This is a genomic window from Pseudomonas ficuserectae, assembly GCF_024584585.1.
Taxonomy (GTDB): domain Bacteria; phylum Pseudomonadota; class Gammaproteobacteria; order Pseudomonadales; family Pseudomonadaceae; genus Aquipseudomonas; species Aquipseudomonas amygdali.
This window is the reverse complement of the sequence record NZ_CP085684.1, coordinates 2,053,969-2,080,354: the sequence shown is the minus strand read 5'-3', so window position 1 is coordinate 2,080,354 and position 26,386 is coordinate 2,053,969. Positions and strand designations below refer to the sequence as shown.

Here is a 26,386-nt window from a genome sequence, read left to right as displayed (position 1 = left end):
CGATCGATCCAATCCGGTAGGCTTGCAACACAAGATGAAGGCTATTGCGGGCTTTTTCAAGTCCGCAGGCGGTCGGTTGTGCCGACCCCCTACATTTTGAGCCGCTTAGGCAGGCATTTGACGCTTGTTGATCACGGAGTCGATCAGGCCGTATTCAGCCGCACGCTCTGCGCTCATGAAGTTGTCACGCTCGGTGTCGCGCTCGATGGTTTCGAGGCTCTGGCCGGTGTGATGCGCCAGTAGCGAGTTGAGACGATGACGAATGTGCAGGATTTCCTTGGCATGGATGTCGATATCCGACGCCTGACCCTGGAAACCGCCCAGCGGCTGGTGAATCATCATCCGCGAGTTGGGCAGGCAATGACGCTTGCCTTCTGCACCACCGGCCAGCAGGAATGCACCCATGCTGCAAGCCTGACCGATACAGATAGTCGAAACGTCCGGCTTGATGAACTGCATGGTGTCGTAGATCGACATGCCTGCTGTCACCGAACCGCCCGGCGAGTTGATGTAGAGATGGATATCCTTGTCCGGGTTTTCCGCTTCAAGGAAGAGCAGTTGTGCCGCGATAAGGTTGGCCATGTAGTCCTCTACCGGACCAACCATAAAGATGACTCGCTCCTTGAGAAGGCGCGAATAGATGTCATAGGCGCGTTCGCCACGGGCGGACTGCTCGATAACCATCGGGACCAGGCCGCCAGCGGCCTGGATGTCAGAGTTCTGCTGAATATAAGAATTGCGGGACATGTCCTGCATTCACTCCCAAATAGTCGAGTCTTGAATACGCACAAGCCAGCGCGAAGGCTGGCTTGTGGGTGTTTTCGCACGAAAAGAGAAATCAGTCGGCTTTTGGAGCTTCCACCGGCTTGACAGCTTCTTCGTAGGAGACCGATTTGTCGGTCACGCTAGCTTTCTGCAAAACAGTATCTACAACTTGCTCTTCAAGCACAACAGAACGTACCTCGTTCATTTGCTGCTCGTTCTTGTAGTACCAGGCAACAACCTGCTCAGGCTCCTGATAGGCGGATGCCATTTCCTGAATCATTTCACGTACGCGAGCATCATCAGGCTTGAGGTCGAACTGCTTGACGACCTCGGCAACGATCAGACCCAGCTCGACGCGACGCTTGGCCTGCTCTTCGAACAGCTCAGCCGGCAACTGGTCTGGCTTGATGTTGCCGCCGAACTGTTGAACAGCCTGGACGCGCAGACGGTTGACTTCGTTTTCCAGCAGCGCTTTAGGCACTTCGATCGGGTTGGCAGCCAGCAGACCGTCCATGACCTGATTCTTGACCTTGGACTTGATCGCCTGACGCAGCTCACGCTCCATGTTCTTGCGAACCTCGGTGCGGAAGCCTTCAATACCGGTTTCCTTGATACCGAACTGCTTGAAGAACTCTTCGTTCAGCTCAGGCAGCTTTGGCTCGGAAACGGTATTGACGGTCACGGTGAACTCGGCAGCCTTGCCGGCCAGCTCAAGGTTCTGATAGTCCTCGGGGAAGGTCACGTTCAGAACGCGCTCTTCGCCAGCCTTGGCGCCAACCAGACCGTCTTCGAAACCAGGAATCATGCGACCGGAACCCAGCACCAGCTGGGTAGCCGTAGCAGAACCGCCAGCGAACACTTCGCCGTCGACCTTGCCCACAAAATCGATGTTCAGCTGGTCTTCGTTCTGGGCAGCACGGTCGGCCACTTCAAAACGAACGTTCTGCTTTCGCAGCACTTCCAGCATGTTGTCCAGATCGCTGTCCGCCACGTCGGCAGACAGGCGCTCTACGGCGATGGTGTCGAAACCGGCAACGGTGAATTCTGGGAATACTTCGAAAGTAGCCACGTATTCCAGGTCTTTGCCTTTTTCGAAAGATTTCGGCTCTACAGCAGGAGCACCGGCCGGGTTCAGCTTCTGCTCAACCACAGCTTCGTAGAAAGTAGCCTGAATCAGATCGCCCAGTGCTTCCTGACGTGCGCCGTCTTCATAACGCTGACGGATCACGCTCATAGGCACCTTGCCTGGGCGGAAGCCCGGGATCTTGGCTTTGCGTGCGGTCTGCTGCAGACGCTTGTTGACTTCAGTCTCGATGCGTTCGGCAGGCACGCCAATGGTCATGCGGCGCTCAAGAGCGGAAGTATTTTCAACAGAAACTTGCATGGATATTCCTCGTTGCACAGACGTTAGCCGGCCGTTTCCGACCCCAGAATCAAGGGCATGCATTCTAGTGGGTCAAACTCAAGAAGTCACCCTACTGAAAAAGGGCGGGTTAACAAGAAGGAATCGGACTACGGCCGGAGGAGAAAGGAAAACACCTCGCATCACTCGCGACGTGTCTGGCACGGCCCCTATATAAGGAAACCTCTGCGCCGGACGATGACCGAATCCATCTACATAGCACGCCCCACTCGACCGGCGGCAATAGGGCCGCCGGACCCGCGAGGCGATGGAACGAATACGCCAAAACAAAAAAAGCCGCACTAGGCGGCTTTCTTTTTGTAGCTTTTGCAACCGAAGCGTTACCACTCGACTACAGTTATCCTGGTGCGGACGGAGAGACTCGAACTCTCACACCTTGCGGCGCTGGAACCTAAATCCAGTGTGTCTACCAATTCCACCACATCCGCATTTCAGACTTTTAAAGCAAAGGCGCCAGACTATGAATCTGGCGCCCTTCTTAATATGGGGTGGACGATGGGGTTCGAACCCACGACCGCAGGAGTCACAATCCTGTGCTCTACCAACTGAGCTACGCCCACCATATTGCGCGTGACGATAAAACTTACTTGCTGTGCCAAAGCTGCCTTGAATGGCGCACCCGGCAGGACTCGAACCTGCGACCATCCGCTTAGAAGGCGGATGCTCTATCCAGCTGAGCTACGGGCACTTATATAATTTGTATTCTTGCTATAACAAACTAAAAGGCTTTCAATCACACCGAGCTGATTTGCAACTCTGCCTGACCTAATCAACCAGTGCTAGCTTAACCAGTGCTGGGCTCTGCCCGGCAAGTGCGACGAATCTTATAGACGGCCCCTGGGGTCGTCAACCTTTTTTTGAAAAAAATTCAGCTAGATAAAGGAGTTAGCGGAATATCCAATGCATGCGCCTTTGCCCTCGCGCCATGTCATGCGAGAATGCGCGCTCATTTTATTTCCTCTCGATGGTTAATCACGCGTCATGACTGCAAAACTAATCGACGGCAAGGCGATCGCCGCCAGCCTGCGCCAGCAGATCGCCAAACGTGTCGCCGAACGTAGCCAGCAAGGTCTGCGTACGCCGGGCCTCGCGGTGATTCTGGTCGGCAGCGACCCTGCCTCTCAGGTCTATGTCTCTCACAAGCGCAAGGACTGCGAGGAAGTCGGCTTTATCTCCCAGGCCTACGACTTGCCCGCTGATACCACTCAGGTTGCGCTGACCGATCTGATCGACCGCCTCAATGAAGACGCCGCTGTCGACGGCATTCTGCTGCAATTGCCTTTGCCAGCCCATCTGGACGCATCGCTGCTGCTGGAACGCATTCGCCCTGACAAGGACGTGGACGGTTTCCATCCTTATAACGTCGGCCGTCTGGCTCAGCGCATCCCGCTGCTGCGACCGTGCACACCCAAAGGGATCATTACCCTGCTGGAAAGCACCGGAGTCGATCTGTACGGTCTGGATGCTGTGGTGGTTGGCGCGTCGAACATTGTCGGCCGCCCCATGGCCATGGAATTGCTGCTGGCGGGCTGCACCGTCACCGTGACCCACCGTTTCACCAAGGATCTGGCAGGCCATGTAAGCCGTGCCGATCTGGTGGTGGTTGCCGCTGGCAAGCCCGGCCTGGTCAAGGGCGAATGGATCAAGCCCGGCGCGATTGTCATCGACGTCGGCATCAACCGTCAGGACGATGGCAAGCTGGTTGGCGACGTGGTTTACGAGACTGCCCTGCCCCGCGCCGGCTGGATCACTCCGGTTCCGGGCGGCGTTGGCCCCATGACCCGCGCCTGCCTGCTGGAAAACACGCTGTACGCCGCAGAAACCCTGCACGACTGATCAGCCTGCAGCAATAAAAAACGGCACCTTCAAGGTGCCGTTTTTTTTACCTCGACAAAACCTTACTTCTTGCCAGCCTCCCAGCTTTTCAGCAGGTCAGCAGGTCAGCAGGTCAGCAGGTCAGCAGGTCAGCAGGTCAGCGTAGGCGATGGTTTCACCCTTGGGTTTCTCGTTGGCCAGTTTGCGCTGTGGCGCGAGGAACTTGCCGTTACTCTCTTCGGCGTTCTTGTACCAGGCTTCCGCAGTGGTTTCCGGATTCATCTTCGGCGCACACTTGCTGGCTTCCTGAACCTTGGAACGTTCGATGCGCGTCATGATTGCATCCTGGTCCTTGGCCAGACCGTCGAGGGCCTCCTGCGCACTCTTCTCGCCCGTGACCGCCTCGGCCACATGGCTCCACCACAGCTGTGCCAGCTTCGGATAGTCAGGCACGTTGGTGCCGGTAGGCGACCATTGAACGCGGGCCGGGCTGCGATAGAACTCCACCAGACCTCCCAGCTTGGGTGCCAGCGCGGTCATCTCCTTGGAATTGATGTCCGACTCGCGAATCGGCGTCAGACCGACAATGGTTTTCTTCAGCGAAACACTTTTCGAGGTCACGAACTGCGCATACAGCCAGGCCGCCAGGCGCTTCTTCTCGTCGGAAGACTTCAGGAAGGTCCATGAGCCCACGTCCTGATAACCGAGCTTCATGCCTTCTTTCCAGTACGGCCCTTTGGGTGACAGGGCCATGCGCCATTTCGGCGTGCCATCGGCGTTCATGACTGGCAGGCCCGGCTTGGTCATGTCGGCAGTAAAGGCGGTGTACCAGAAGATCTGTTGCGCGACGTTACCCTGCGACGGAACCGGACCGGACTCCGAAAAGGTCATACCCGCAGCTTCAGGCGGTGCGTAGGCTTTCAGCCAGTCGATGTATTTCTGAGTCGCGAATACCGCTGCCGGTCCGTTGGTGTCGCCACCGCGGGTAATGCTGGAGCCGACCGGGTGGCAATCCTCGACGCGGATGCCCCACTCGTCCACAGGCAGACCGTTAGGCAAGCCCTTGTCGCCGCTGCCAGCCATGGAGAACCAGGCATCGGTGAAGCGCCAGCCCAGCGACGGGTCCTTCTTGCCGTAATCCATGTGCCCGAAGACTTTCTTGCCGTCGATCTCCTTGACGTCTTCGCTGAAGAATTTGGCGATGTCTTCGTAGGCCGACCAGTTGACCGGGACGCCCAGCTCATAGCCGTACTTGTCTTTGAACTTCTTTTTCAGGTCGGGACGTTCGAACCAGTCGGCACGGAACCAGTACAGGTTGGCGAATTGCTGATCAGGCAGCTGGTAAAGCTTGCCGTCCGGCGCGGTGGTGAACGAGGTGCCGATGAAGTCTTTCAGGTCCAGAGTCGGCGAGGTGACCTTGCTGCCTTCCGGACTGGCCATCAGGTCGGTCAGCGACAGTGCCTTGCCGTAGCGGAAGTGTGTCCCGATCAGGTCCGAGTCGTTGACCCAGCCGTCGTAGATACTTTTGTCCGACTGCATGGCGGTCTGCAGTTTTTCGATCACATCACCCTCTTGCAGCAGGTCATGGGTGACTTTGATACCAGTGATTTCAGTGAAGGCCTTGGCCAGGGTTTTTGATTCGTACTCGTGGGTGGTCAGGGTTTCCGACACCACCTTGATGTCCATGCCACGGAACGGCTCGGCGGCCTTGATGAACCACTCCAGCTCTTTCAACTGTTCTGCATCGGAAAGCGTACTCGGCTTGAATTCACTGGCCGCCCACTTCTTCGCCGCATCTTCGTACTGATCTGCCCACGCCGAAACACTCAACCCGCTGAGCATCATCATGGTCGCCAGCGTCACGCTATGTTGCAGCTTGTTTTTCTTATTGAACATAGTCATCTCCAATGTTGCTTTTATGTAGTCCCGCTTTTCGAATATCGCCGACCGGATCACCCCGGCAATCGCGCCCGGCCGCCCTCTAACCCCAACGCATCACCACCAACAGCCACACCAGGGAGGCCCCTGAAGCGATCCAGACACTCCAGTCGGTCGCGCCTATCACCAGCAAATGCAGGTAAGCGCTACCCAGAAGCCCAATGAACAAACGGTCGCCACGCGTGGTGGCAATCGGCAGAAAACCACGGCGCTCGATACTTGCCGAGCGCAACTCCCATACGGTCATCCCCGCCAGAAGCAATGCGATGCTGATGAAAAAGGCCGCAGTGGGCAGTGTCCAGGACATCCACTCCATTTTTTCGACTCCTCAGACACGACCAAGAGCAAAGCCCTTGACCACATGGTTGCGAACGAACCAGATCACCAGCATACCCGGCAGGATAGTCAACACCCCCGCCGCCGCCAGCACTCCCCAATCGATACCCGACGCCGAGACCGTGCGAGTCATTACCGCAGCAATCGGTTTGGCATTGACCGATGTCAGGGTGCGCGCCAGCAGTAGCTCGACCCAGGAGAACATGAAGCAGAAAAACGCGGTAACACCGATACCCGAGCCAATCAGTGGTATGAAAATCTTCACGAAAAACTTGGGAAAGCTATAACCGTCGATGTAGGCCGTTTCATCGATTTCCTTGGGAACGCCGGACATGAAGCCCTCCAGAATCCATACCGCCAGCGGAACGTTGAACAAGCAATGCGCCAGTGCAACGGCGATGTGCGTGTCAAACAGGCCAATGGACGAGTAGAGCTGGAAAAACGGCAGCAGGAACACGGCCGGTGGTGCCATGCGATTGGTCAGCAGCCAGAAGAACAGGTGCTTGTCGCCGAGAAAACGATAGCGAGAGAACGCGTAGGCTGCCGGAAGCGCAACGCTCAGCGATATCACGGTATTGAGGCACACGTAGTACAGCGAGTTCAGATAACCGCTGTACCAGCTTTCGTCGGTGAAAATCACCTTGTAGTTGGCCAGGGTAAAGTCCTGCGGCCACAGGGTCAGGCCACCGAGGATCTCGGTATTGGTCTTGAACGACATGTTGATCAGCCAGTAGATCGGCACCAGCAGAAACAACAGGTAAATCCACAGCGGTATGATTTTGCGCAGACTCATGACCAGCCCCTCAATTCTTTTCGCTGTGAGTCATGGCGGTGTAGAACACCCATGACACCAACAGAATGATCAGGAAATACACCAGCGAGAACGCCGCCGCAGGCCCCAGGTCGAACTGCCCGAGCGCCATGGTGGTCAGGGTCTGACTGAGGAACGTAGTGGAGTTGCCAGGACCGCCACCGGTGAGCACGAACGGCTCGGTGTAGATCATGAAGCTGTCCATGAAGCGCAGCATCACCGCGATCAATAGCACGCTTTTCATCTTCGGCAGCTGGATATGCCGGAAGATGGCCCAGCCGGAGGCACGATCAATCCGCGCCGCCTGATAGTAGACATCCGGGATGGCTCGCAGCCCTGAATAGCACAGCAAAGCCACCAGCGAAGTCCAGTGCCAGACGTCGATGACCAGCACTGTCACCCAGGCATCCGAAGCATTGGCGGCGTAGTTGTAGTTGATGCCAAGCACGTTGTTCAACGTGTAACCCAGCAAGCCGATATCGCCACGGCCGAAGATCTGCCAGATGGTACCGACCACGTTCCACGGAATCAGCAACGGAATGGTCATCACGATCAGGCACAACGATGACCAGCGACCTTTGGTGGGCATGGTCAGAGCAATCGCGATACCCAGCGGGATCTCGATCAGCAGCACGCAACCCGAGTAAATGAACTGGCGCAGCAGCGAATCGTGCAGGCGCGGGTCCTGCAAGACCTGACGGAACCAGTCAGTACCAACAAAATAGCGGCTGGACTGGTCGAAGATGTCCTGCACCGAGTAGTTGACCACAGTCATCATCGGGATAATCGCGCTGAATGCCACCAGCAAAAACACCGGCATCACCAGCCACCAGGCTTTGTTGTTCTGCACCTTACGCATGGGACACCTCACTGGCCGGGCCGGCTTCAAGCAGGTAATCGTCGGCATAGAGCATCAGCCATTGCCCTGGAAAGCTGATCCAGGCCTGACCGTGCGGCACCGGTTTGTCTTCCTGCAAACGAACCTTGAGCAGTTGCCCGGCCAGTTTCAGGGTAATGATCTTGTAGGTACCGAGGTCTTCCACATAGGTCACGTCGGCGCACATCGCATCGTCGTAAGGCCCGTCCCAGACATGCACGAACTCTGGACGAATGCCCACTTTCAGGCTTTTCCACGGTGTACTGGCAAGCTTTTGCTGCAACGACTCAGGCAGCGGCAGATGAATGTCGGCAAAACCGACACCGCCCGGTTGAGGCGTAACGTCAATCAGGTTCATGCCAGGGCTGCCGATGAAATAGCCGACAAAGGTGTGCGAAGGCTTCTCGAACAGCTCCCGCGGCGTGCCGAACTGCACAATCTGTCCGCCATACATCACGGCGATCTTGTCGGCGAAAGTCGACGCCTCCAGTTGATCGTGGGTGACGTAAACCATGGTGATATTGAACTGCTCGTGGATCTGCTTGAGCTTGCGCCGCAGCTTCCACTTCAGGTGCGGGTCAATCACGGTCAGCGGTTCGTCGAAGAGGATCGCCGACACGTCATCGCGCACCAGCCCGCGACCCATGGAGACTTTCTGCTTTTCGTCCGCGCTGAGGTTGCGCGCTTTCTTTTTCAGCAGCGGCTGCAGGTCCAGGACATCGGCAATTTCATTGACCTTGATGAGAATCCGCGCCTCGTCCAGGCCCTGATTGCGCAACGGAAAGGCCAGGTTATCGAACACGGTCATGGTGTCGTAGATCACTGGAAACTGGAAAACCTGAGCGATGTTGCGACGCTCCGGGGGCAGTTCGTTGACCACTTTCGAGTCGAACAGCACTTGCCCTTGAGAGGGACTGAGCAGCCCTGAAATAATATTGAGCAACGTTGACTTGCCGCAGCCGGACGGCCCGAGCAGCGCGTAAGCCCCGCCCTGCTCCCAGATGTGGCTCATCTCGCGAATTGCATAATCGTCAGGACCAGGCTTGGCGCTGTAACTGTGCGCCAGGTTCTGCAAGCGGATCTCGGCCATCAGGCAACCCTCGCCATGCGCAGGCCCGGCGCCTGAATCAGGCCGCCCTGCTGATCGAATACAAATAATTTGTGAGTCGGGATGTACACCCGAATCGATGCGTCAACGTCGTAGGCATGCACGCCCGGCAGGTGCAAAACCATTGAAAACAGCTCGTTTCGCACATGCAGAAAGGTTTCCGAGCCGCTGATTTCTGCCAGCTCGACGGTGACCGCCAGCTCCAGATCATCATCGTTGGAAGGCACAAGGCTCAAATGGCTGGGGCGCACGCCAAAGCGGTACTCACCATCCCCGACGGCCCGCAGGTCGACGTTGAGCGGGAAATGCACAAAGTTGGCGAAGCTGACCTCATTACCGTCTATTCGACCCGGCATCAGGTTGATCGGCGGTTCAGAGAACAGCTCGGCCGCCAATACCGTGCTCGGCCGGTGATAGACCTCGGGAGTCTTGCCGCTCTGCACCACCCGCCCTTCATGCAGAATGGTGGTGGTGCCACCCAGCGCCAGCGCTTCATTGGGCTCGGTAGTGGCATAGATTGCGATGGTATGGCGGGCTGCAAACAGCTCGCGCATTTCCTGACGCAGCTCTTCACGCAGCTTGTAATCGAGGTTGACCAGCGGTTCATCGAAGAGGATCAGTTCGGCGTCCTTGACCAGCGCTCTGGCCATAGCGGTGCGCTGCTGCTGCCCACCGGACAGTTCGAGGGGATGGCGTTGCAGGAATTTTTCGATGCGCAACATCTTCGCCGTTTCCTGCACACGGCTGTGGATAACATCCTTGGACAGACCGGCCTGACGCAGCGGCGAGGCGATGTTTTCGAACACCGTCATGCTTGGGTAATTGATGAACTGCTGATAAACCATCGAGACGTTGCGCAGACGAACCGGTCGATTTGTAACATCGACCCCGTTCATCAGCACCCGCCCGCTGTCAGGCTTGTCCAGCCCGGCCATCAGGCGCATCAGGCTGGTTTTGCCGGACAGGGTTCGCCCCAGCAGAACGTTGAAAGATCCTGGCTCAAAGCTCAGGGAAGCGTCGTCGATCCAGACCTGACCATCGACGGCGCGACTGACGTGCTCCAGCGTGAGTGACATGGCGTGTCCTTTGTTGTTTTTTTCTTAAGGGTGAATGCGTGACTGTTTGCAGATAGCGACATTCGTGCCAGCTCGGCCAGACTGCTTGCGAGCCGCGAAACAGAGCCTTCCCCCGTATTCAGGGGGCGAAAGCGCTTTCACAGCTGAACAATAATGAACAGTAAACACTGAACACTTGAACAAAATGAACATTGACTTTGAACAAAACTGAACGACACTGGACGGACGTTGCGGGCAAGGATGGTCACGCCGACGGGACCTAAAAACAAAAACAAAACGTCATATTCGCAGGCATCCTCATGTCTCAATCCAGCGCTTCGCTCGTTCACGACATCATCATTCAGGATTCATGGAGGCGCTGCCGGGATTTCGGTCTCAGCCATCAGACGCGCCCTTCATTCGGCCAATTGCCGAACGCTGAGGTTTCCAGGCTGCTGGAGCGCCATCACGGGCTGGTGCAGACCACCCATCAGGAAGTCCTGCCGGTTTATGAAAACATTCTGAGCAACTCCAATTGCCTGATTCTGCTGGCCGACCCTCAAGGCCAGTTGCTCAAATCCTGGGGCGAGCAACGCTTCGTCGAGTCTTCTCAGGCACAGGGCTTCATGGCTGGCGCCAGCTGGAGCGAACGGGGCACCGGCACCAATGCCATCGGCACAGCACTGGCCTGTGAGCAGGCCATTCACATTGAACCGGACGAGCACTTCCTCAAGGCGAATCGCTTCATGACCGGTTCAGCTTCACCGATCTTCGATGCCGATCGGCGGATCATTGCCGTGCTGGATGTATCCAGTGACAGTTTCCTGCCCCCCTCGCATACCCTGGGTATGGTCAAGATGATGAGCCAGTCGGTGGAAAACCGACTGATCCTCGATCAGTTCCGCGACTCCCACTATCAGTTGATCTTCAATACGGGCCTGAACAATCTCGACAGCCAATGGGCAGGCCTGCTGATTTTTGACGAAAGCGGCCAGATCCTTTGCGCCAATCGACGCGCTGACAATTTGTTGGGGACGACGCCGTCCGGTGCCAGTATCGAAACGTTGTTCAAATGCCCGATCCTGCAACTGCTCAGCGAGACAGAAGCGCGGCCGTTTGCGCTGCACGCGTTTGGCAACAATCGCTTTCAATGTCTGCTCAAGCGTCCGACCCGCAAGCCGCTGAAGCTGCACAGCGTCCAACCGGCTCAGGCACCTGTCGCGCCGCGGAGCCTGGATCTGGAGGCGATCAGCCTGGGTGATGCAAAAATCGAGAAAGCCGTGAATCAGGCGCAGCGGCTGCTGGAAAAAGACATCCCGCTGCTGATCCACGGGGAAACCGGGGTCGGCAAGGAAGTGTTTGTCAAAGCCCTGCATCAAGCCAGTACTCGCACCACTCAGCCGCTGATCGCTGTCAACTGCGCGGCGATCCCGGCCGAACTGGTCGAGGCCGAGCTATTTGGCTATGAAAGGGGGGCGTTCACCGGTGCCAGTCAAAAAGGCAGCATTGGCCTGATTCGCAAAGCCGACAAAGGCACGCTGTTTCTGGATGAAGTCGGTGACATGCCCCTGCCGGTACAGGCGCGATTGCTGCGTGTGCTTCAAGAGCGCTGCGTTCAGCCGTTGGGCAGCAGTGAATTATATCCGGTAGACATACGCCTGATTTCAGCCACCAATCGCAGCCTGCGCGATCAGGTTCAGACGGGGCACTTTCGCCAGGACCTTTATTATCGAATCAGTGGGCTCAACATCGAGTTGCCGCCGTTGCGCGAGCGCACCGACAAACATGCACTCATCCAGCGTATTTGGGAACGGCATCGCGACGCTCATCAACGGGCGGGGTTTTCCCGGGAAGTGCTCGAGTTATTCGAACATCACCCGTGGCCGGGCAACATTCGTCAGCTCAACAGCGTGATTCAGGTGGCGCTGGCTTTGGCAGATGAACAGCCGATCAGTACCGAGCACCTGCCGGAGGATTTTCTGCTGGATATGGGCATGGATGAGGACTGCCGAGAGCCGGTGAAAACTCAGGAATCCACTGTGCGCCTTCACACGACAGAAGACCTGAGCCAACTGTTTCAAGCGGCTGGCGGAAATATTTCACAGCTGGCAAAACGTCTGGGGGTAAGCCGCAACACGCTGTACAAGCGGTTGCGGGAACAGCGGATTGTCTAGTTTTTGGCTTTCGGCAGACCGCACATCGAGGATCGGACGCGGAGCGTCCAGACCAGCATGCCCACGCAGAGCATGGGCACGATAGTCTTCCGGGTCATTTCGTTCCCATGCTCCGCGTGGGAATGCACTTCGTGACGTTCCGCGTCACTAGCCGCCTTATTTGATCAGTCCGCCAGACGCCAGGTCGTGCCGCCCTTGCCGTCTTCCAGCAGTACGCCCATGGCGGTGATCTGGTCGCGAATCCGGTCGGATTCGGCCCAGTCCTTCGCCGCACGTGCAGCCAGACGTGCCTGAATCAGCGCTTCCACTTGCGCTGCATCGACCCGCCCTTCCGCGCCTGCACGCAAAAAGTCGTCGGCTTCGAGCTGCAGAACACCCAGCACACTGGCCAACTGCTTCAAGCGCGCCGCCAGACCCGCCGCTGCGGTGACATCGGATTCACGCAGGCGGTTGATCTCACGGACCATTTCGAACAGTACCGCACACGCTTCCGGCGTGCCGAAGTCATCATTCATCGCAGTGCTGAAACGCTCGACGAACGCTTCCCCACCCGCAGGCTCGGCAACCGGCAACCCCTTGAGCGCGTGATAGAAGCGTTCCAGCGCCGCCTTCGACTCACGCAGGCTGTCTTCGGAGTAGTTGATCGCGCTGCGGTAGTGGCTGGATACCAGCAGGTAACGCACCACTTCCGGATGGTATTTCTCCAGCACGTCGCGGATGGTGAAGAAGTTGTTCAAGGACTTGGACATCTTCTCGCCATTGATGCGAATCATCCCGCAGTGCAACCAGGCATTGGCGTAGGTCTTGCCGGTGGCCGCTTCGCTTTGGGCAATTTCGTTTTCATGGTGCGGAAACTCCAGATCGCTGCCGCCACCATGAATATCGAAGGTGTCACCCAGGCAGCAGGTCGACATCACCGAGCATTCGATATGCCAGCCCGGACGCCCTGCGCCCCATGGCGACTCCCAGCTCGGCTCGCCAGGCTTGACGCCTTTCCAGAGCACGAAGTCCAGTGGGTCTTCCTTGGACTCATCCACTTCGATCCGCGCGCCGATGCGCAGGTCTTCGATCTTCTTGCGTGACAGCTTGCCGTAACCCTGAAACTTGCCGACCCGGTAATACACATCGCCGTTACCCGGCGCGTAGGCATAGCCCTTGTCGATCAGGGTCTGGATCATGGCGTGCATGCCGGGGATATGATCGGTGGCACGCGGCTCCATGTCCGGCTTGAGGATATTGAGGCGCGCCTCGTCCTCGTGCATGGCGTCGATCATGCGCGCTGTCAGCGCGTCGAACGACTCACCGTTGTCACGCGCACGATTGATGATCTTGTCGTCAATATCGGTGATGTTGCGCACATAAGTCAGCTCGTAACCGCTGAAGCGCAACCAGCGAGTCACTAGATCGAACGCCACCATGCTGCGGCCATGGCCCAGATGGCAGTAGTCGTACACGGTCATCCCGCAGACGTACATGCGCACCTTGTTGCCATCCAGCGGTTTGAATACTTCTTTGCTCTTGGTGAGCGTGTTGTAAATAGAAAGCACTATCTGCCCCTCGGACATATCTCAGGTCCAGGAATCCCGCAACGTGACCGTGCGGTTGAAGACTGGTTGACCGGGTTTCGAGTCCTTGATGTCCGCGCAGAAATAACCTTCGCGTTCGAACTGGAAACGGTCTTCCGGTTGCGCGTGTCCCAATGATGGTTCAGCACGACAACCGGTCAGCACTTGCAGGGAATCGGGGTTGATATTGTCCAGAAAGCTCGCGCCGTCTTCGGCTTTTTCCGGGTTGGCGGAGCGGAACAGGCGGTCATACAGACGCACTTCGCATTCAACGCTCTCGGCCGCTGGCACCCAGTGCACAACGCCCTTGACCTTGCGGCCTTCAGGGTTCTTGCCCAGGGTGTCCGGATCGTAGGAGCAACGCAGTTCGACGATGTTGCCCTCTGCGTCCTTGATCGCTTCGTCGGCGCGAATCACATAGCTGCCACGCAAACGTACTTCACCATTGGGTTCAAGACGTTTGTAGCCTTTTGGCGGCTCTTCCATGTAATCGTCGCGATCGATATAGATCTCCCGCGAAAACGGCAGCTCGCGCATGCCCAGGTCTTCTTTCGGATGGCGCGGCAGTTCCAGCTTCTCGACCTGACCTTCCGGGTAGTTGGTGATGACCACTTTCAGGGGGCGCAGCACACACATGGCGCGCGGCGCGCTGTGGTCCAGGTCGTCGCGAATGCTGAATTCGAGCATACCGAAATCGACCACCCCGTCAGAGCGGTTGGTGCCGATCATATCGCAGAAATTGCGAATCGATTTCGGCGTGTAGCCACGACGACGAAAACCGGACAGCGTCGACATGCGCGGGTCATCCCAGCCACTGACGTGTTTCTCGTCAACCAGTTGCTTGAGCTTGCGCTTGCTGGTGATGGTGTAGTTCAGGTTCAGCCGCGAGAACTCATACTGACGCGGTTTGCACGGCACCGGCAGGTTGTCGAGGAACCAGTCGTACAGCGGACGATGGCTTTCGAACTCCAGGGTGCAGATCGAGTGGGTGATGCCTTCAAGGGCATCCGACTGACCGTGGGTGAAGTCATAGATCGGGTAGATGCACCACTTGTCGCCGGTCTGATGGTGATGCGCATGACGAATGCGGTAGATGATCGGGTCACGCAGGTTCATGTTCGGCGAGGCCATGTCGATTTTGGCACGAAGTACACGAGCGCCATCCTCGAACTCGCCGGCTTTCATGCGCGCGAACAGGTCGAGGTTGTCCTCGACGCTGCGCTCACGGAACGGACTGTTCTTGCCCGGCTCGGTCAGGGTGCCGCGGTATTCGCGCGCCTGCTCGGGGGTCAGATCGTCAACGTAAGCCTTGCCTGCCTTGATCAGCTCGACCGCCCAGTCGTGCAACTGGTCGAAATACTGCGAGGCGTAGCGCACTTCGCCCGCCCACTCGAAGCCCAGCCACTTGACGTCGCTCATGATGGCGTCGATGTATTCCTGGTCTTCCTTGGCCGGGTTGGTGTCATCGAAACGCAGATGCGTATCGCCACCGAACTCCTTGGCCAGACCGAAGTTCACGCAGATCGACTTGGCGTGACCGATGTGCAGGTAACCGTTGGGCTCCGGCGGAAAGCGGGTCACGATTTTGCTGTGCTTGCCCGAGTCCAGGTCTGCCTGCACGATAGGACGCAGGAAATTGGTCGGTACGGCTGGGCCTGCCTTGGAATGGGCAGCGGGTTCTGGAGTGGGCTTGCTCATAGGATCCTTGGACATACGTGCGCGGCCAGGGTAGGCCGACTAAATCAAAGCGCTTATCATAGCCGAAGCTGTCAAGTCCCTGACAACAGAGTGCACATTTGAGGGCATAAAAGCTGCAAAAGCGCTGAAAAATGTAACCTCGTCCGTAAACTGCGCGTCAGGGTCATAATGTGCCCATTCATGCATGACTATTAGAGCGACTTTCCACATGTCCAAAGTAAAGCTGACCACCAACCACGGCGACATCGTTCTGCAACTGAACGCAGAAAAGGCGCCACTGACTGTAGCCAACTTCATCGAATACGTTAACGCTGGCCACTACGAAAACACGGTTTTTCACCGTGTAATCGGTAACTTCATGGTTCAGGGCGGCGGTTTCGAGCCTGGCATGAAAGAAAAGAAAGACAAGCGCCCAAGCATCCAGAACGAAGCCGACAACGGTCTGCCGAACAAGAAGTACAGCGTTGCCATGGCCCGCACCATGGAGCCGCATTCGGCCTCTGCGCAGTTCTTCATCAACGTGGCTGACAACGCCTTCCTGAACCACAGCGCCAAGACCGTTCAGGGCTGGGGTTACGCTGTATTCGGTGAAGTGATCGAAGGCACTGATGTCGTCGACAAGATCAAGGGCGTTGCGACTACCAGCAAAGCCGGTCATCAGGACGTGCCTGCAGAAGACGTGATCATCGAGAAAGCCGAGATCGTTGAGTGATACTGCTGATCTCCGATCTGCACCTTGAACAGGAGCGCCCGGACATTACCCGGGCGTTTCTGGATCTGCTCGCGGGCCGCGCCCGCGAAGCCGAGGCGCTGTATATCCTCGGGGATTTCTTTGAAGTCTGGATCGGTGACGACGCCATGTCACCGTTTCAGCTTTCAATCTGCAAGGCCCTGCGCGTATTGAGTGACAGCGGCACACGAATTTTTCTGATGCACGGCAACCGCGACTTCATGATCGGCAAGGGTTTCTGCAAGGCAGCGGGTTGCACCCTGTTGAGCGATCCGAGCGTCGTCCAGTTGAACGATGAGCGCGTGCTGTTGATGCATGGCGATAGCCTGTGCACCCGCGATGAAGGTTATATCCGGATGCGCCGTTATCTGCGCCATCCGCTGACGCTTTTCATTCTGCGCCATTTGCCGCTGGGCACCCGGCACAAGCTGGCGCGCAAGCTGCGCAATGAAAGCCGTGCGCAAACCCGTATGAAGGCCAATGATATTGTCGATGTGACGCCAGACGAGGTGCCGCGGATCATGCAGCAGTTCGGCGTACGCACCTTAGTCCACGGCCACACTCATCGCCCCGCGATTCATAAGTTGCAGATTGGCGATCAGGCAGCCAGGCGCATTGTGCTGGGCGACTGGGATCGTCAGGGCTGGGTGTTGCAGGTGGATGAGCAGGGTTTCAGTCTGAACTCATTCGACTTTGTGCCCGAGACGACTGCGCTGTTGAATTGATGGCGCGGGAACTCGGCTGAGAGCACAGCGGTTCTGCGATGTCAGGTGGATTGGGGTTCGACTCAGGTCACCTTTTTCGCCCCTCGGCGAGTTACTTTGAGGGGCCATACTAACCAAAGCCCCTCGCTCCTGTTTCCGGCCCGACTTCGTCGGATTCCTTCGGCCTGTCACTAAGGTCGCACTCTGCGTCGCGAGTGCCATCGCGGTTGAAACGCACTGCGTTGGCAGCTGCTATTTATATGGCATGCCGATCGTGACGCTCAGGCAATCGACCCCATCACCGGCTCTTCGCCTGCAACGGGCACATCATGCAGCGAGATTTTCGAGGTCTCCGGTAAGGCCAGGCCGCCAGCCATCGCCATTACAGCTACGGCAATGAGGTAGAACGCTGGCGACAGGTTGCTGCCCGTGACACCGATCAGCCAGGTCGCCACCAGCGGCGCGGTGCCGCCGAACAGGGTGTAGGCCATGTTGTAGGTGATTGCCGAGGCGGTATAGCGGGTGCGGGTCGGGAAGGTTTCCGACAACAGCGCTGCCGTCACTACACCGCACAGCACTGCGCCCACAGCAAGCAGCATGACCCCGACGATCGAGGCAATGAACGAGCCGGAGCTGGCCATCAGGAATGACGGAAACACCACGACCATCAACAGAGTACAGGCCGTTGCCATGGTGACCCGACGGCCTACCCGATCCGAATAGGCACCGGCCAGCGGACAGAGAGCAGCGGCGAAGGCCAGTGCGATCAACGACACCAGCAGCGCCGTCGCCCTGCTCAACCCGCCCGCCACTTGCAGGTAGGTCGCAAAGTAAGTGGTGAACATATAGAACGACAGCGCCGTTAACGACACAAACGCTCCCAGACAACATATGGCTACGGCATGATGGCGCAAGGTGTCCTTGAGTGGCGAGTGAGCCACGGCGTGCTCTTGCGTGACAGCCTGAAAGGCCGGGGTTTCGTCGAGCTTCCAGCGCAAGTACAAGCCGACCAGCCCCAAGGGCGCTGCAATCAGAAACGGCAGGCGCCAGCCCCAACTGCCCATGGCTTCGGTCGACAGTGACGACTCCAGCGCGTAAGCCACCACTGCCGCGGCAGCGAAGGCGGAAAACGTCGACACCGGCACAAAGCTGCCGTACCAGGCCCGCTGCGTGCGTGGCGCGTGCTCCATGAGGTAGGCGCAGGCCCCGGCATACTCGCCACCGGCCGAGAAACCCTGCGCACAACGAATCACGGTCAGCAGAATCGGCGCCATCACGCCAATCGCCGCATACGTCGGCAACAGACCGATCAGTGTGGTCGCGCCTGCCATCAACAGGATGGTCATCGCCAGGGTCTTCTTGCGCCCGATGCGGTCACCCAGCATGCCAAAGAAAATCCCGCCCAATGGCCGGAATGCGAAGGCCACGGCAAACACGGCGAAGGTTTTCAACAACGCGACGCTGCTGTCACCGCTGGGGAAAAACTGCAGCGCGATGGTGGTTGCCAGAAAGCCATACACGGCGAAATCGAACCATTCGACGAAGTTGCCGATGGCCGCCGCGACGATGACCTTTTTCAGCGTGGCAGGATCGACTTGCTCTACGGCGGTAGTTGTCATGGCTGACCTCAGCGTATTGATCTGGAATGGACCAATTATCGAGACAGCGACCCGGATGCCTCACTCCAGAAGTGTCATCCACGTAGTCATGGCCGACGTCTCGCCACCGATCTGCGCAGAATTCATGCCAAAGGCTCTGCCACAAGGCTTACAGGCCCATCGCGCGCCGCCCCTGCAGGCCACCGGTATGGATGAGGACCAGACGGCTGCCTGACTTGAACCGACCGGCCAGCACCTCATCGTGCAGGGCCAGCAAAGCCTTGCCGGTGTACAAGGGCTCCAGAGGTACGCCGCTATGCGCCTCGCTGCTGGCGATGAAGTCGAGCAGCGCGGCATCGGTTCTGGCGAAACCGCCCCGGCTGGCCTCCAGCAGGACACAGGCAGCGGGCAGGTTCGGCGAGGCGTTCACCTGCGATCCTGCGGCTTCTTTCAACACAGCCACGATGTTTTGAGCAACGCCATGATCGTCCGGTACCGCCATCGCGCCATATACCGGATGGGCGCCGGCCTCGGCCAACAGCAAACCGGCAAGCGTTGTGCCGGTGCCGACTGCCAGCCACCAGCCGTGATAATCGTCCCAGCCAAAGTGCCCGAGCTGGCTATCGACCATCTCCCGCAACCTTGCGCAGCCCAGCGCACCGGCAAGCCCGCCACCGCCTTCGGCAATCGGATACAGCTCAGGATATTGCGCCTGCCAGGGCAGCCAGAAATCCGCAGCATGTCGTGCTCGATAACCCGCATAACCCAGCCAGTGCAATTGCATGCCAAAAGCTTGCAGGTCCAGTACCGTCGGCGTCTGCTGGGCGTGACCACGCAACAGGCCCACCGTCGGGAAACCGAAGCGCTTGCCCGCTGCTGCCAGAGCATGGAGATGATTGGAGTGTGCGCCGCCCAGGCTGATCAATCCCTCTGCACCCGCCTCGACAGCCTGGGTCAGGTGTTCGCTGAGCTTGAACCATTTGTTGCCGCTGATGAGCGAGTCAATAAGGTCCAGGCGCAGGATCGCCACCTCGACCCCGGCATCTTGCAGCCAGGGCAGGTTCAAGCGTTGCAGCGCAGCAGTGGGCTGCCAGTCAAGGGCGTCAACGATCATCCGCGCAGTTTACAGACAAGCTCAATCAGAGCGCAGCGGCCAGACGCGAACCCTGATCGATAGCGCGTTTGGCATCCAGCTCGGCGGCAACGTCTGCACCGCCGATCAGATGGACGCTTTGCCCGGCGCTGACCAGATCGTCATACAGCTCGCGCAGCGGGTCCTGCCCGGCGCAAATCACAATGTTATCTACCGCCAGCAGCTTTTCCTCGCCGTCTTCACCAATGCGAATATGCAACCCGGCATCGTCGATTTTCAGGTACTGGACACTGTTTAGCATCTGCACCTGCTTGTTTTTCAGCCCGGTGCGGTGAATCCAGCCGGTGGTCTTGCCCAGGCCGTCGCCCACCTTGGAACTCTTGCGTTGCAGCAGGTACACCTGGCGTGCCGGGGCGTGCACATCAGGTTTGATCCCGGCCACGCCGCCGCGCGCTTCAAGCATGGTATCGATGCCCCACTCTTTCCAGAACGCCTCGCGATCCAGGCTGGTGGCCACGCCCTGGTGTACGAGAAATTCCGACACATCGAAACCGATACCGCCTGCGCCGATCACTGCCACGCTGCGCCCGACCGGCTTGCGCTGCAAAATGACATCCAGATAGCTGAGCACTTTTTGGTTATCGATACCTGGGATGGCAGGAGTGCGCGGTGCGATGCCCGTTGCCAAAATCACCTCGTCAAAGCCGGCCCCCAGCAAGTCTTCTGCTTTTATGCGAGTGCCGAGGCGCAACTGCACGCCGGTTTCTTCCACTTTGTTGCGGAAGTAACGCAGCGTCTCGGAGAACTCTTCCTTGCCCGGCACGCGCTTGGCGATATTGAACTGGCCGCCGATTTCGCTGGCCGAATCGAACAACGTCACCTCATGTCCGCGCTGTGCAGCAACGGTTGCAGCAGCCAGACCGGCAGGACCGGCACCCACCACGGCAATTTTCTTCACCTGCCGGGTGGGCAGGTAGTTGAGTTCAGTCTCGTGACAGGCGCGCGGATTGACAAGGCAACTGGTGAGCTTGCCGCCGAAGGTGTGGTCAAGGCAGGCCTGATTACAGCCGATGCAGGTGTTGATCCGTTCGGCGTGCCCCGCCGCAGCCTTGTTGACGAATTCCGGGTCGGCCAGAAAAGGACGAGCCATCGAGACCATGTCGGCGTCGCCCTCGCTGAGGATGCGCTCGGCAACTTCCGGGGTATTGATGCGGTTGGTAGTGATCAGCGGCACCTTCACCGAACCACGCAGTTTGGCAGTGACCTTGCTGAACGCTGCACGCGGCACCTTGGTGGCGATGGTCGGAATACGTGCCTCGTGCCAACCGATCCCGGTGTTGATCAGCGTCGCACCTGCCTGCTCGACCGCCTTGGCCAGCTGGACGATCTCTTCCCAGGTGCTACCACCCTCCACAAGATCCAGCATCGACAGTCGAAAGATAATGATGAAATCCGCACCGACCGCCTCACGCACCTGCGTAACGATCTCGACCGCCAGGCGCATGCGGTTCTCATAGCTGCCGCCCCAGCGATCGGTGCGGTGGTTGGTATGGGCGGCGAGGAATTGATTGATGAAATAGCCTTCCGAACCCATGATTTCGACACCGTCATACCCGGCACTGCGGGCCAGCGTGGAACAGGTCACGAAATCAGCGATCTGCTTTTCGATGCCCTCTTCGTCCAGCTCACGCGGCGTGAACGGGTTGATCGGTGCCTGGATAGCACTCGGCGCAACCTGCTTGCGGCTATAGGCGTAGCGACCGGCATGCAGGATCTGCAGGCAGATCTTGCCGCCAGCCTCGTGGACCGCACGAGTAACGATGCGATGCTGCTCCGCCTCTTCGGCATTGGTGAGTTTTGCCGCACCGTCGTAGACGCCACCCTCTTCGTTGGGCGCGATCCCGCCGGTCACCATCAACCCGACCCCGCCGCGTGCCCGCTCGGCAAAATAAGCCGCCATGCGCTCGAAACCACCCGGCCGCTCTTCAAGACCAGTGTGCATCGAGCCCATCAAGGTCCGGTTGCGCAAGGTTGTGAAGCCCAGGTCCAGCGGGGCCAGCAGGTGTGGGTAATGAGCAGCAGTCATGGCGAAGCTCCATCGAGTCAATCACGGGAAAACAAGGACCTCTGCGGGTCCTCTCATGGGCAACAGTAAAGACGCATCCAGCCCCACACTCAATGACCGAAAGTGACAAGTTATTGATCCAAACGCGCAGTGGCACTTGGCAAGCGCCTGACGTCGTCCTACCCTAGTCGACAATTCCCTGATGGCAGCCAGCCGGCCTTTTTATGCGCAAACTCTTCGCCATCTGTCTGATCCTGCTGAGCGTAGCCAGCCTTGTCAGTTACGCAGTCTGGACCGGACAACGTCCGGCGGGCCACTACCTGTCCGATCTGCGCATTCGCCTGGCAATCAATGAAGGCGAGCCCAGTGAACGCGGAAACCTGCTGGGCATCGAGCCGGAGCTGTTCCCCACGGACTATCAGAACACTGACCGACTGCACCGCAAGCTGGCCGCCTATCTGCAACAGGCCCGCGACTACGGGCTGATCAACCACAGAACGGTGGTAGTACTCCCCGAGCATATCGGCACCTGGCTGTTCGCCAGTGGCGAGAAGGATGAGCTTTATCAAGCAGCAACAGTCGATGAAGCGATGGACTGGCTGTCCTGGAGCAATCCGCTGCAATTCATCACGGCGATGCTCAGCGCCGAAGGCCGGGACCGTGTGGATGACGCCCATCTGCGCCTCAAGGCACGATCGATGGCACGCGACTATCAGGCACTGTTTGGCGGTCTGGCCAAAGAGTTCGGCATAACACTGGTGGCAGGCTCGATTGTGCTGCCGGAACCAAGCGTTGAAAACGGTCAGTTGAAAGTCGGTAAAGGCGCCCTGTACAACAGCAGCCTGACATTCGGCAGCGATGGCCAGCCGCTCGGCCAGCCTCAGCGTCAGCTGTACCCGGACCGTTTTCAGAAACGCTACGTGCACACGGCGAGCGACGCACCATTGAATGTGCTCGACACGCCCGCAGGGCGTCTGGCCGTGCTGATCGGCAGCGACAGTTGGTACGCGGACAATTACGCACGCTTGAATCAGAGCGGTGCGCAGCTGATTGCGGTGCCTGCTTTTGTGATCGGCAAGGCCACTTGGTCCGAACCGTGGCGCAAGCCTCGGCACTCAAGCATCGATATGGCAGCCGACAATCCAAGCGAGGGCGAAGCCTGGCATCGCCTGACCCTGATCGGCCGTCCAGCGCAAAGCAGCGCACAGGCAGGGGTCAGCGTGTTCATGCGCGGGCAATTCTGGAATCAGGGCGTTGCCGGGCAAAGTTTTGCCAGCCACGCAGGTCAGACAATTGCCGAACCGTCGTCTGACAATGGCCCCGCTGGCGGTGCCCGCCTGATCAACCTCTGGCTTTGACGATGCCGACCTTGACCCTGCGCCTTGGTGACCTGTCGGTGGGCTACATCCAGAGTCTGGCCGGTGCGGTCACTCGCTTAGGCAAGAATCCTGATCCGCTGCTCGAGCAGTACGGTCTGGACCCCGCCCGCCTGAGTCAGGCGCGTGCGCGACTGTCTATCCCACGCTACATGCGCCTGGGGCATGCTGCCATACAGCTTACCGGCCAGCCCGGGCTCGGCTTGCACATGGGCCAGCTCAGTCGTTTCGCGCATGCAGGTCTGGCGGGCGTGACCGCCGCCCAGGCTCCCACAGTGCGCGAGGCCGCCCGCACGCTGATCCGTTTCGAGCCATTGTATGCCTCCAACTATCGCGGTCAGTCGAGCTTTCACGAGGATGCGCAAGGCGCCTGGATGCGCTTCTATTCAATCAGCCCCTATAACGCTTACAACCGCTTTGTTGTGGACTCGATTTTGGCTGGCTGGCTGGCTCAGCTCTCAACACTGGCGGGCACCAGACTACGTGCACAACGTGTCGAGATCGAATTCGATGCGCCTGACTACGCCGCGCAATATGCCAGCCTGAGCGACAGCCCGGTGATATTTGCCGCAGCCACCAATCAACTGCGCCTGGATCAGAGCTGTCTTGCGTTACGCAACCCTGACCACTGCCCGAGCACCTGGCGGCATCTGCTGCAATTATGCGAAGGCGAACTGGAGCAGCAGACCCGTACCCGCAGCTTGCGTGAACGCATCATTCAACTGCTTGGGCCGCTATTGAACGGCGGCAGGGAACCGGATCTGGAAGAGGTGGCGGCAAGGCTCAAGCTGCCGACCTGGACACTGCGACGCAAGCTGGCCGAGGAAGGCACATGCTTTCGCGCCATACTCAATGACACGCGGCGTGATCTGGCGATGACTTATATTCGCGACACTGAACTGGCGTTCGGGGAGATCGCCTACCTGCTGGGGTTCGCTTCTGCCGAAGCCTTTCAACGCGCCTTCAAACGCTGGAACGCACAGACTCCAGGAGAGTTCCGCCGCAGCCAGCGCCAAAGCGCATGAAGCCTTTCATAACTCGGTAGCGTCGTCGGCAGGCTCTACCGGGTCCAGCTCCGATGCACGGTATTCAAGCAGTTCTTCCTGGTATTCGTCCATTTCTTCGCCCTCTTGGCTGATTGAGTATGGGTGATAATTAAAGCTGAAATAACTGACCGCAAGATCAACATTAAAGTGCCAATGTGAAATAAAAATGTTGATCCCTATCAAACAGACGAAAAAGATCGTCGCCGATTCAGCACGTCTCTCGATACGCGGCCAGCCAGGCACTATTGACTTGCAGGCCCGTGTCGACCTAACCTCAGGGCCATGAACCTCATCAAGCAAAACCTCGGCCAGATTATTATTACCGTCATTCCAGTCATGGCGGGTTAGCCGACGTTTGCAAAAACCCGCCCTGGAGGCGGGTTTCTTCTGTCTCCTGGGCAACATTATTGAACCAGGAGTCAGACATGATCGTTATCCCTCGCTCTATCGCCCTTCGCGCCTTCCTGAACCTGATTATCGCTCTGCCACCTGTTGCCGGACTGCGCATGTATGAGGGATCGACGCGATGAGCCAAGGCCAGCACGATCTGCTCAATCATTACGCCCGCAAAATCCTCACCTCCCGTGTTTATGACGTGGCTATCGAAACCCCGCTGCACGGCGCTCGCCAGCTGTCAGAGCGGCTGGGCAATCAGGTGCTGCTAAAACGAGAAGACCTGCAGCCGGTGTTCTCCTTCAAGATTCGCGGCGCGTACAACAAGCTGGCGCAATTGACTGCAGAAGAGGCCGCACGCGGCGTGGTCACGGCCTCGGCGGGTAACCACGCGCAAGGTCTGGCACTGGCGGCACGCGAGCTGGGCATTCTGGCGACTATCGTCATGCCGCGCACCACCCCGGAAATCAAGGTCGAAGGCGTGCGCTCACGAGGCGCCACGGTGGTGCTGCACGGCGACTCCTTCCCCGAGGCGCTGGCCTATTCGCTGAAACTGGTCGACGAACAGGGTTTCGTCTACATCCACCCGTATGACGACCCCGATACGATTGCCGGGCAAGGCACCGTGGCGATGGAGATTCTTCGTCAGCAACCGGGCCAACTGGATGCGATCTTTGTTCCGGTCGGGGGCGGCGGTCTGATCGCCGGTATCGCAGCGTATGTGAAATACCTGCGCCCGGAGATCAAGGTGATCGGCGTCGAGCCGGACGACTCCAACTGCCTGCAAGCGGCGATGGCCGCCGGGGAGCGCGTGGTGCTGAGCCAGGTCGGGCTGTTTGCCGATGGCGTGGCGGTGGCGCAGATCGGCCATCACACCTTTGAAGTGTGCCGTCATTATGTCGATGAGGTGATCACCGTCAGCACCGATGAAATCTGCGCTGCGATCAAGGACATCTACGACGACACCCGCTCGATCACCGAGCCTGCGGGCGCGCTGGGTGTTGCCGGGATCAAGAAATACGTCGAGCAGCGCGGCATCAGCGGTCAGACACTGGTGGCCATCGACTCCGGAGCCAACGTCAACTTCGACCGTTTGCGTCACGTTGCCGAGCGCGCCGAGCTGGGCGAAGGCCGCGAAGCGATCATCGCCGTGACCATTCCCGAGCAGCCGGGCAGCTTCAAGGCATTCTGCGAAGCCATCGGCAAGCGCCAGATCACCGAATTCAACTACCGCTACCATACCGACCGTGAAGCGCACATCTTCGTCGGCGTGCAGACTCACCCGGAGAAAGACCCGCGCAGCGCGCTGATCACCAGCCTGACCGGGCAGGGTTTTCCGGTGCTGGACCTGACCGACAACGAACTGGCCAAACTCGACATCCGCCACATGGTCGGCGGGCATGCCGAGCGCGTCGACGACGAAGTGGTACTGCGTTTCGAATTCCCGGAGCGCCCCGGCGCGCTGTTCAACTTCCTCAACCGCCTGGGCGGACGCTGGACCATCTCGATGTTCCATTACCGCAACCACGGCGCAGCAGACGGCCGAGTGGTCGCTGGCCTGATAGTGCCGGAGGAAGAGCTGCACCTGGTGGGCGCAGCGCTGGACGAGATTGGTTACCCGTATTGGGACGAGAGCGAGAACCCGGCGTATCGGTTGTTTCTGGGCTGAGGACCTGGATACCTCTCGTTCCTCATGCGGACCGGCATACCCACGCGGAGCATGGGCACGATAGAGGTTCTCTGGACACCTTGATTATCGTCCCCACGCTCTGCGTGGGGATGCAGTTCTGGACGCTCTGCGTCCGCCGTGCATGAT

At 58.5% G+C, this 26,386-nt stretch carries 21 protein-coding genes and 3 tRNA genes; 7 read left to right on the top strand and 17 right to left on the bottom strand.

What is annotated here, in order from left to right:
* Positions 1 to 105: 105 nt before the first annotated feature.
* The 5 genes from clpP to LJU29_RS09210 form a co-directional block, all read right to left on the bottom strand.
* Complete coding sequence (gene clpP / locus LJU29_RS09230) at positions 106 to 747, bottom strand: ATP-dependent Clp endopeptidase proteolytic subunit ClpP (RefSeq protein ID WP_002552734.1); 642 nt, start codon at positions 745 to 747, stop codon at positions 106 to 108.
* Positions 748 to 838: 91 nt separating this feature from the next.
* On the bottom strand, positions 839 to 2,149 hold the full coding sequence (gene tig / locus LJU29_RS09225) for a trigger factor (RefSeq protein ID WP_002552733.1): 1,311 nt from the start codon (positions 2,147 to 2,149) through the stop codon (positions 839 to 841).
* Positions 2,150 to 2,531: 382 nt separating this feature from the next.
* Positions 2,532 to 2,616, bottom strand: a tRNA-Leu gene (locus LJU29_RS09220).
* Between the two features lie 56 nt (positions 2,617 to 2,672).
* Positions 2,673 to 2,748 (bottom strand) — tRNA-His (locus LJU29_RS09215).
* Between the two features lie 51 nt (positions 2,749 to 2,799).
* Positions 2,800 to 2,876, bottom strand: a tRNA-Arg gene (locus LJU29_RS09210).
* Positions 2,877 to 3,169: 293 nt separating this feature from the next.
* Between LJU29_RS09210 and folD the strand changes: the two genes are divergently transcribed.
* Complete coding sequence (gene folD / locus LJU29_RS09205; protein WP_044321922.1) at positions 3,170 to 4,024, top strand: bifunctional methylenetetrahydrofolate dehydrogenase/methenyltetrahydrofolate cyclohydrolase FolD; 855 nt, start codon at positions 3,170 to 3,172, stop codon at positions 4,022 to 4,024.
* A gap of 120 nt (positions 4,025 to 4,144) precedes the next feature.
* Here the strand turns inward: folD and LJU29_RS09200 are convergent, their stop codons facing one another.
* The 6 genes from LJU29_RS09200 to LJU29_RS09175 form a co-directional block, all read right to left on the bottom strand.
* Positions 4,145 to 5,899, bottom strand: coding sequence for an ABC transporter substrate-binding protein (locus LJU29_RS09200; protein ID WP_257112116.1), 1,755 nt, complete (start codon positions 5,897 to 5,899; stop codon positions 4,145 to 4,147).
* An 85-nt stretch (positions 5,900 to 5,984) separates the two neighbouring features.
* Positions 5,985 to 6,257, bottom strand: a complete 273-nt coding sequence (locus LJU29_RS09195) for a DUF2160 domain-containing protein (protein ID WP_002552730.1) — start codon at positions 6,255 to 6,257, stop codon at positions 5,985 to 5,987.
* A 12-nt stretch (positions 6,258 to 6,269) separates the two neighbouring features.
* Entirely contained in the window at positions 6,270 to 7,070 is an 801-nt protein-coding gene (locus tag LJU29_RS09190; RefSeq protein WP_003315280.1) for a carbohydrate ABC transporter permease, read from the bottom strand.
* A gap of 10 nt (positions 7,071 to 7,080) precedes the next feature.
* Positions 7,081 to 7,947, bottom strand: coding sequence for a carbohydrate ABC transporter permease (locus tag LJU29_RS09185; protein WP_002552729.1), 867 nt, complete (start codon positions 7,945 to 7,947; stop codon positions 7,081 to 7,083).
* Entirely contained in the window at positions 7,940 to 9,055 is a 1,116-nt protein-coding gene (locus tag LJU29_RS09180; RefSeq protein ID WP_005733169.1) for an ABC transporter ATP-binding protein, read from the bottom strand. The genes LJU29_RS09185 and LJU29_RS09180 overlap by 8 nt, the downstream gene beginning before the upstream one ends.
* Entirely contained in the window at positions 9,055 to 10,149 is a 1,095-nt protein-coding gene (locus LJU29_RS09175; protein WP_257112114.1) for an ABC transporter ATP-binding protein, read from the bottom strand. The genes LJU29_RS09180 and LJU29_RS09175 overlap by 1 nt, the downstream gene beginning before the upstream one ends.
* 299 nt (positions 10,150 to 10,448) lie before the next feature.
* Between LJU29_RS09175 and LJU29_RS09170 the strand changes: the two genes are divergently transcribed.
* Complete coding sequence (locus tag LJU29_RS09170) at positions 10,449 to 12,302, top strand: sigma-54-dependent Fis family transcriptional regulator (protein ID WP_257112113.1); 1,854 nt, start codon at positions 10,449 to 10,451, stop codon at positions 12,300 to 12,302.
* 164 nt (positions 12,303 to 12,466) lie between these two features.
* Here the strand turns inward: LJU29_RS09170 and cysS are convergent, their stop codons facing one another.
* Positions 12,467 to 13,849 carry a cysteine--tRNA ligase gene (gene cysS / locus LJU29_RS09165; RefSeq protein ID WP_005733171.1) on the bottom strand — a complete coding sequence of 461 codons (1,383 nt, stop codon included), beginning with the start codon at positions 13,847 to 13,849 and terminating at the stop codon, positions 12,467 to 12,469.
* A 21-nt stretch (positions 13,850 to 13,870) separates the two neighbouring features.
* Complete coding sequence (locus LJU29_RS09160) at positions 13,871 to 15,565, bottom strand: glutamine--tRNA ligase/YqeY domain fusion protein (RefSeq protein WP_005756061.1); 1,695 nt, start codon at positions 15,563 to 15,565, stop codon at positions 13,871 to 13,873.
* Between the two features lie 208 nt (positions 15,566 to 15,773).
* Here LJU29_RS09160 and LJU29_RS09155 point away from each other — a divergent pair, with 208 nt between their 5' ends.
* Both LJU29_RS09155 and lpxH read left to right on the top strand, forming a co-directional pair.
* The gene (locus LJU29_RS09155) at positions 15,774 to 16,277 is read left to right on the top strand and encodes a peptidylprolyl isomerase (RefSeq protein WP_004661308.1); all 504 of its coding nucleotides are present in this window, start codon (positions 15,774 to 15,776) and stop codon (positions 16,275 to 16,277) included.
* Positions 16,274 to 17,020: a UDP-2,3-diacylglucosamine diphosphatase gene (gene lpxH / locus LJU29_RS09150; protein ID WP_257112112.1), complete on the top strand. Its 747-nt coding sequence runs from the start codon at positions 16,274 to 16,276 to the stop codon at positions 17,018 to 17,020. The genes LJU29_RS09155 and lpxH overlap by 4 nt, the downstream gene beginning before the upstream one ends.
* A gap of 260 nt (positions 17,021 to 17,280) precedes the next feature.
* On the opposite strand, the gene LJU29_RS09145 is transcribed toward lpxH, so the two are convergent.
* From LJU29_RS09145 to LJU29_RS09135, 3 genes are all read right to left on the bottom strand, one after another.
* Entirely contained in the window at positions 17,281 to 18,618 is a 1,338-nt protein-coding gene (locus LJU29_RS09145) for an MFS transporter (protein WP_057423169.1), read from the bottom strand.
* A 148-nt stretch (positions 18,619 to 18,766) separates the two neighbouring features.
* Positions 18,767 to 19,711, bottom strand: a complete 945-nt coding sequence (locus LJU29_RS09140; protein ID WP_057453895.1) for a 1-aminocyclopropane-1-carboxylate deaminase/D-cysteine desulfhydrase — start codon at positions 19,709 to 19,711, stop codon at positions 18,767 to 18,769.
* Between the two features lie 25 nt (positions 19,712 to 19,736).
* Positions 19,737 to 21,776: an NADPH-dependent 2,4-dienoyl-CoA reductase gene (locus LJU29_RS09135; RefSeq protein WP_005756072.1), complete on the bottom strand. Its 2,040-nt coding sequence runs from the start codon at positions 21,774 to 21,776 to the stop codon at positions 19,737 to 19,739.
* Between the two features lie 203 nt (positions 21,777 to 21,979).
* Between LJU29_RS09135 and LJU29_RS09130 the strand changes: the two genes are divergently transcribed.
* Both LJU29_RS09130 and LJU29_RS09125 read left to right on the top strand, forming a co-directional pair.
* The gene (locus LJU29_RS09130; protein ID WP_057453892.1) at positions 21,980 to 23,113 is read left to right on the top strand and encodes a nitrilase-related carbon-nitrogen hydrolase; all 1,134 of its coding nucleotides are present in this window, start codon (positions 21,980 to 21,982) and stop codon (positions 23,111 to 23,113) included.
* A gap of 2 nt (positions 23,114 to 23,115) precedes the next feature.
* Positions 23,116 to 24,156 carry an AraC family transcriptional regulator gene (locus LJU29_RS09125; protein WP_057453890.1) on the top strand — a complete coding sequence of 347 codons (1,041 nt, stop codon included), beginning with the start codon at positions 23,116 to 23,118 and terminating at the stop codon, positions 24,154 to 24,156.
* Between the two features lie 6 nt (positions 24,157 to 24,162).
* On the opposite strand, the gene LJU29_RS09120 is transcribed toward LJU29_RS09125, so the two are convergent.
* Positions 24,163 to 24,582 (bottom strand): hypothetical protein, encoded by a 420-nt coding sequence (locus tag LJU29_RS09120; RefSeq protein ID WP_010208991.1) that lies wholly within the window; start codon positions 24,580 to 24,582, stop codon positions 24,163 to 24,165.
* 121 nt (positions 24,583 to 24,703) lie between these two features.
* Between LJU29_RS09120 and ilvA the strand changes: the two genes are divergently transcribed.
* Positions 24,704 to 26,239: a threonine ammonia-lyase, biosynthetic gene (gene ilvA / locus LJU29_RS09115; RefSeq protein ID WP_371321899.1), complete on the top strand. Its 1,536-nt coding sequence runs from the start codon at positions 24,704 to 24,706 to the stop codon at positions 26,237 to 26,239.
* Positions 26,240 to 26,386: the final 147 nt, after the last annotated feature.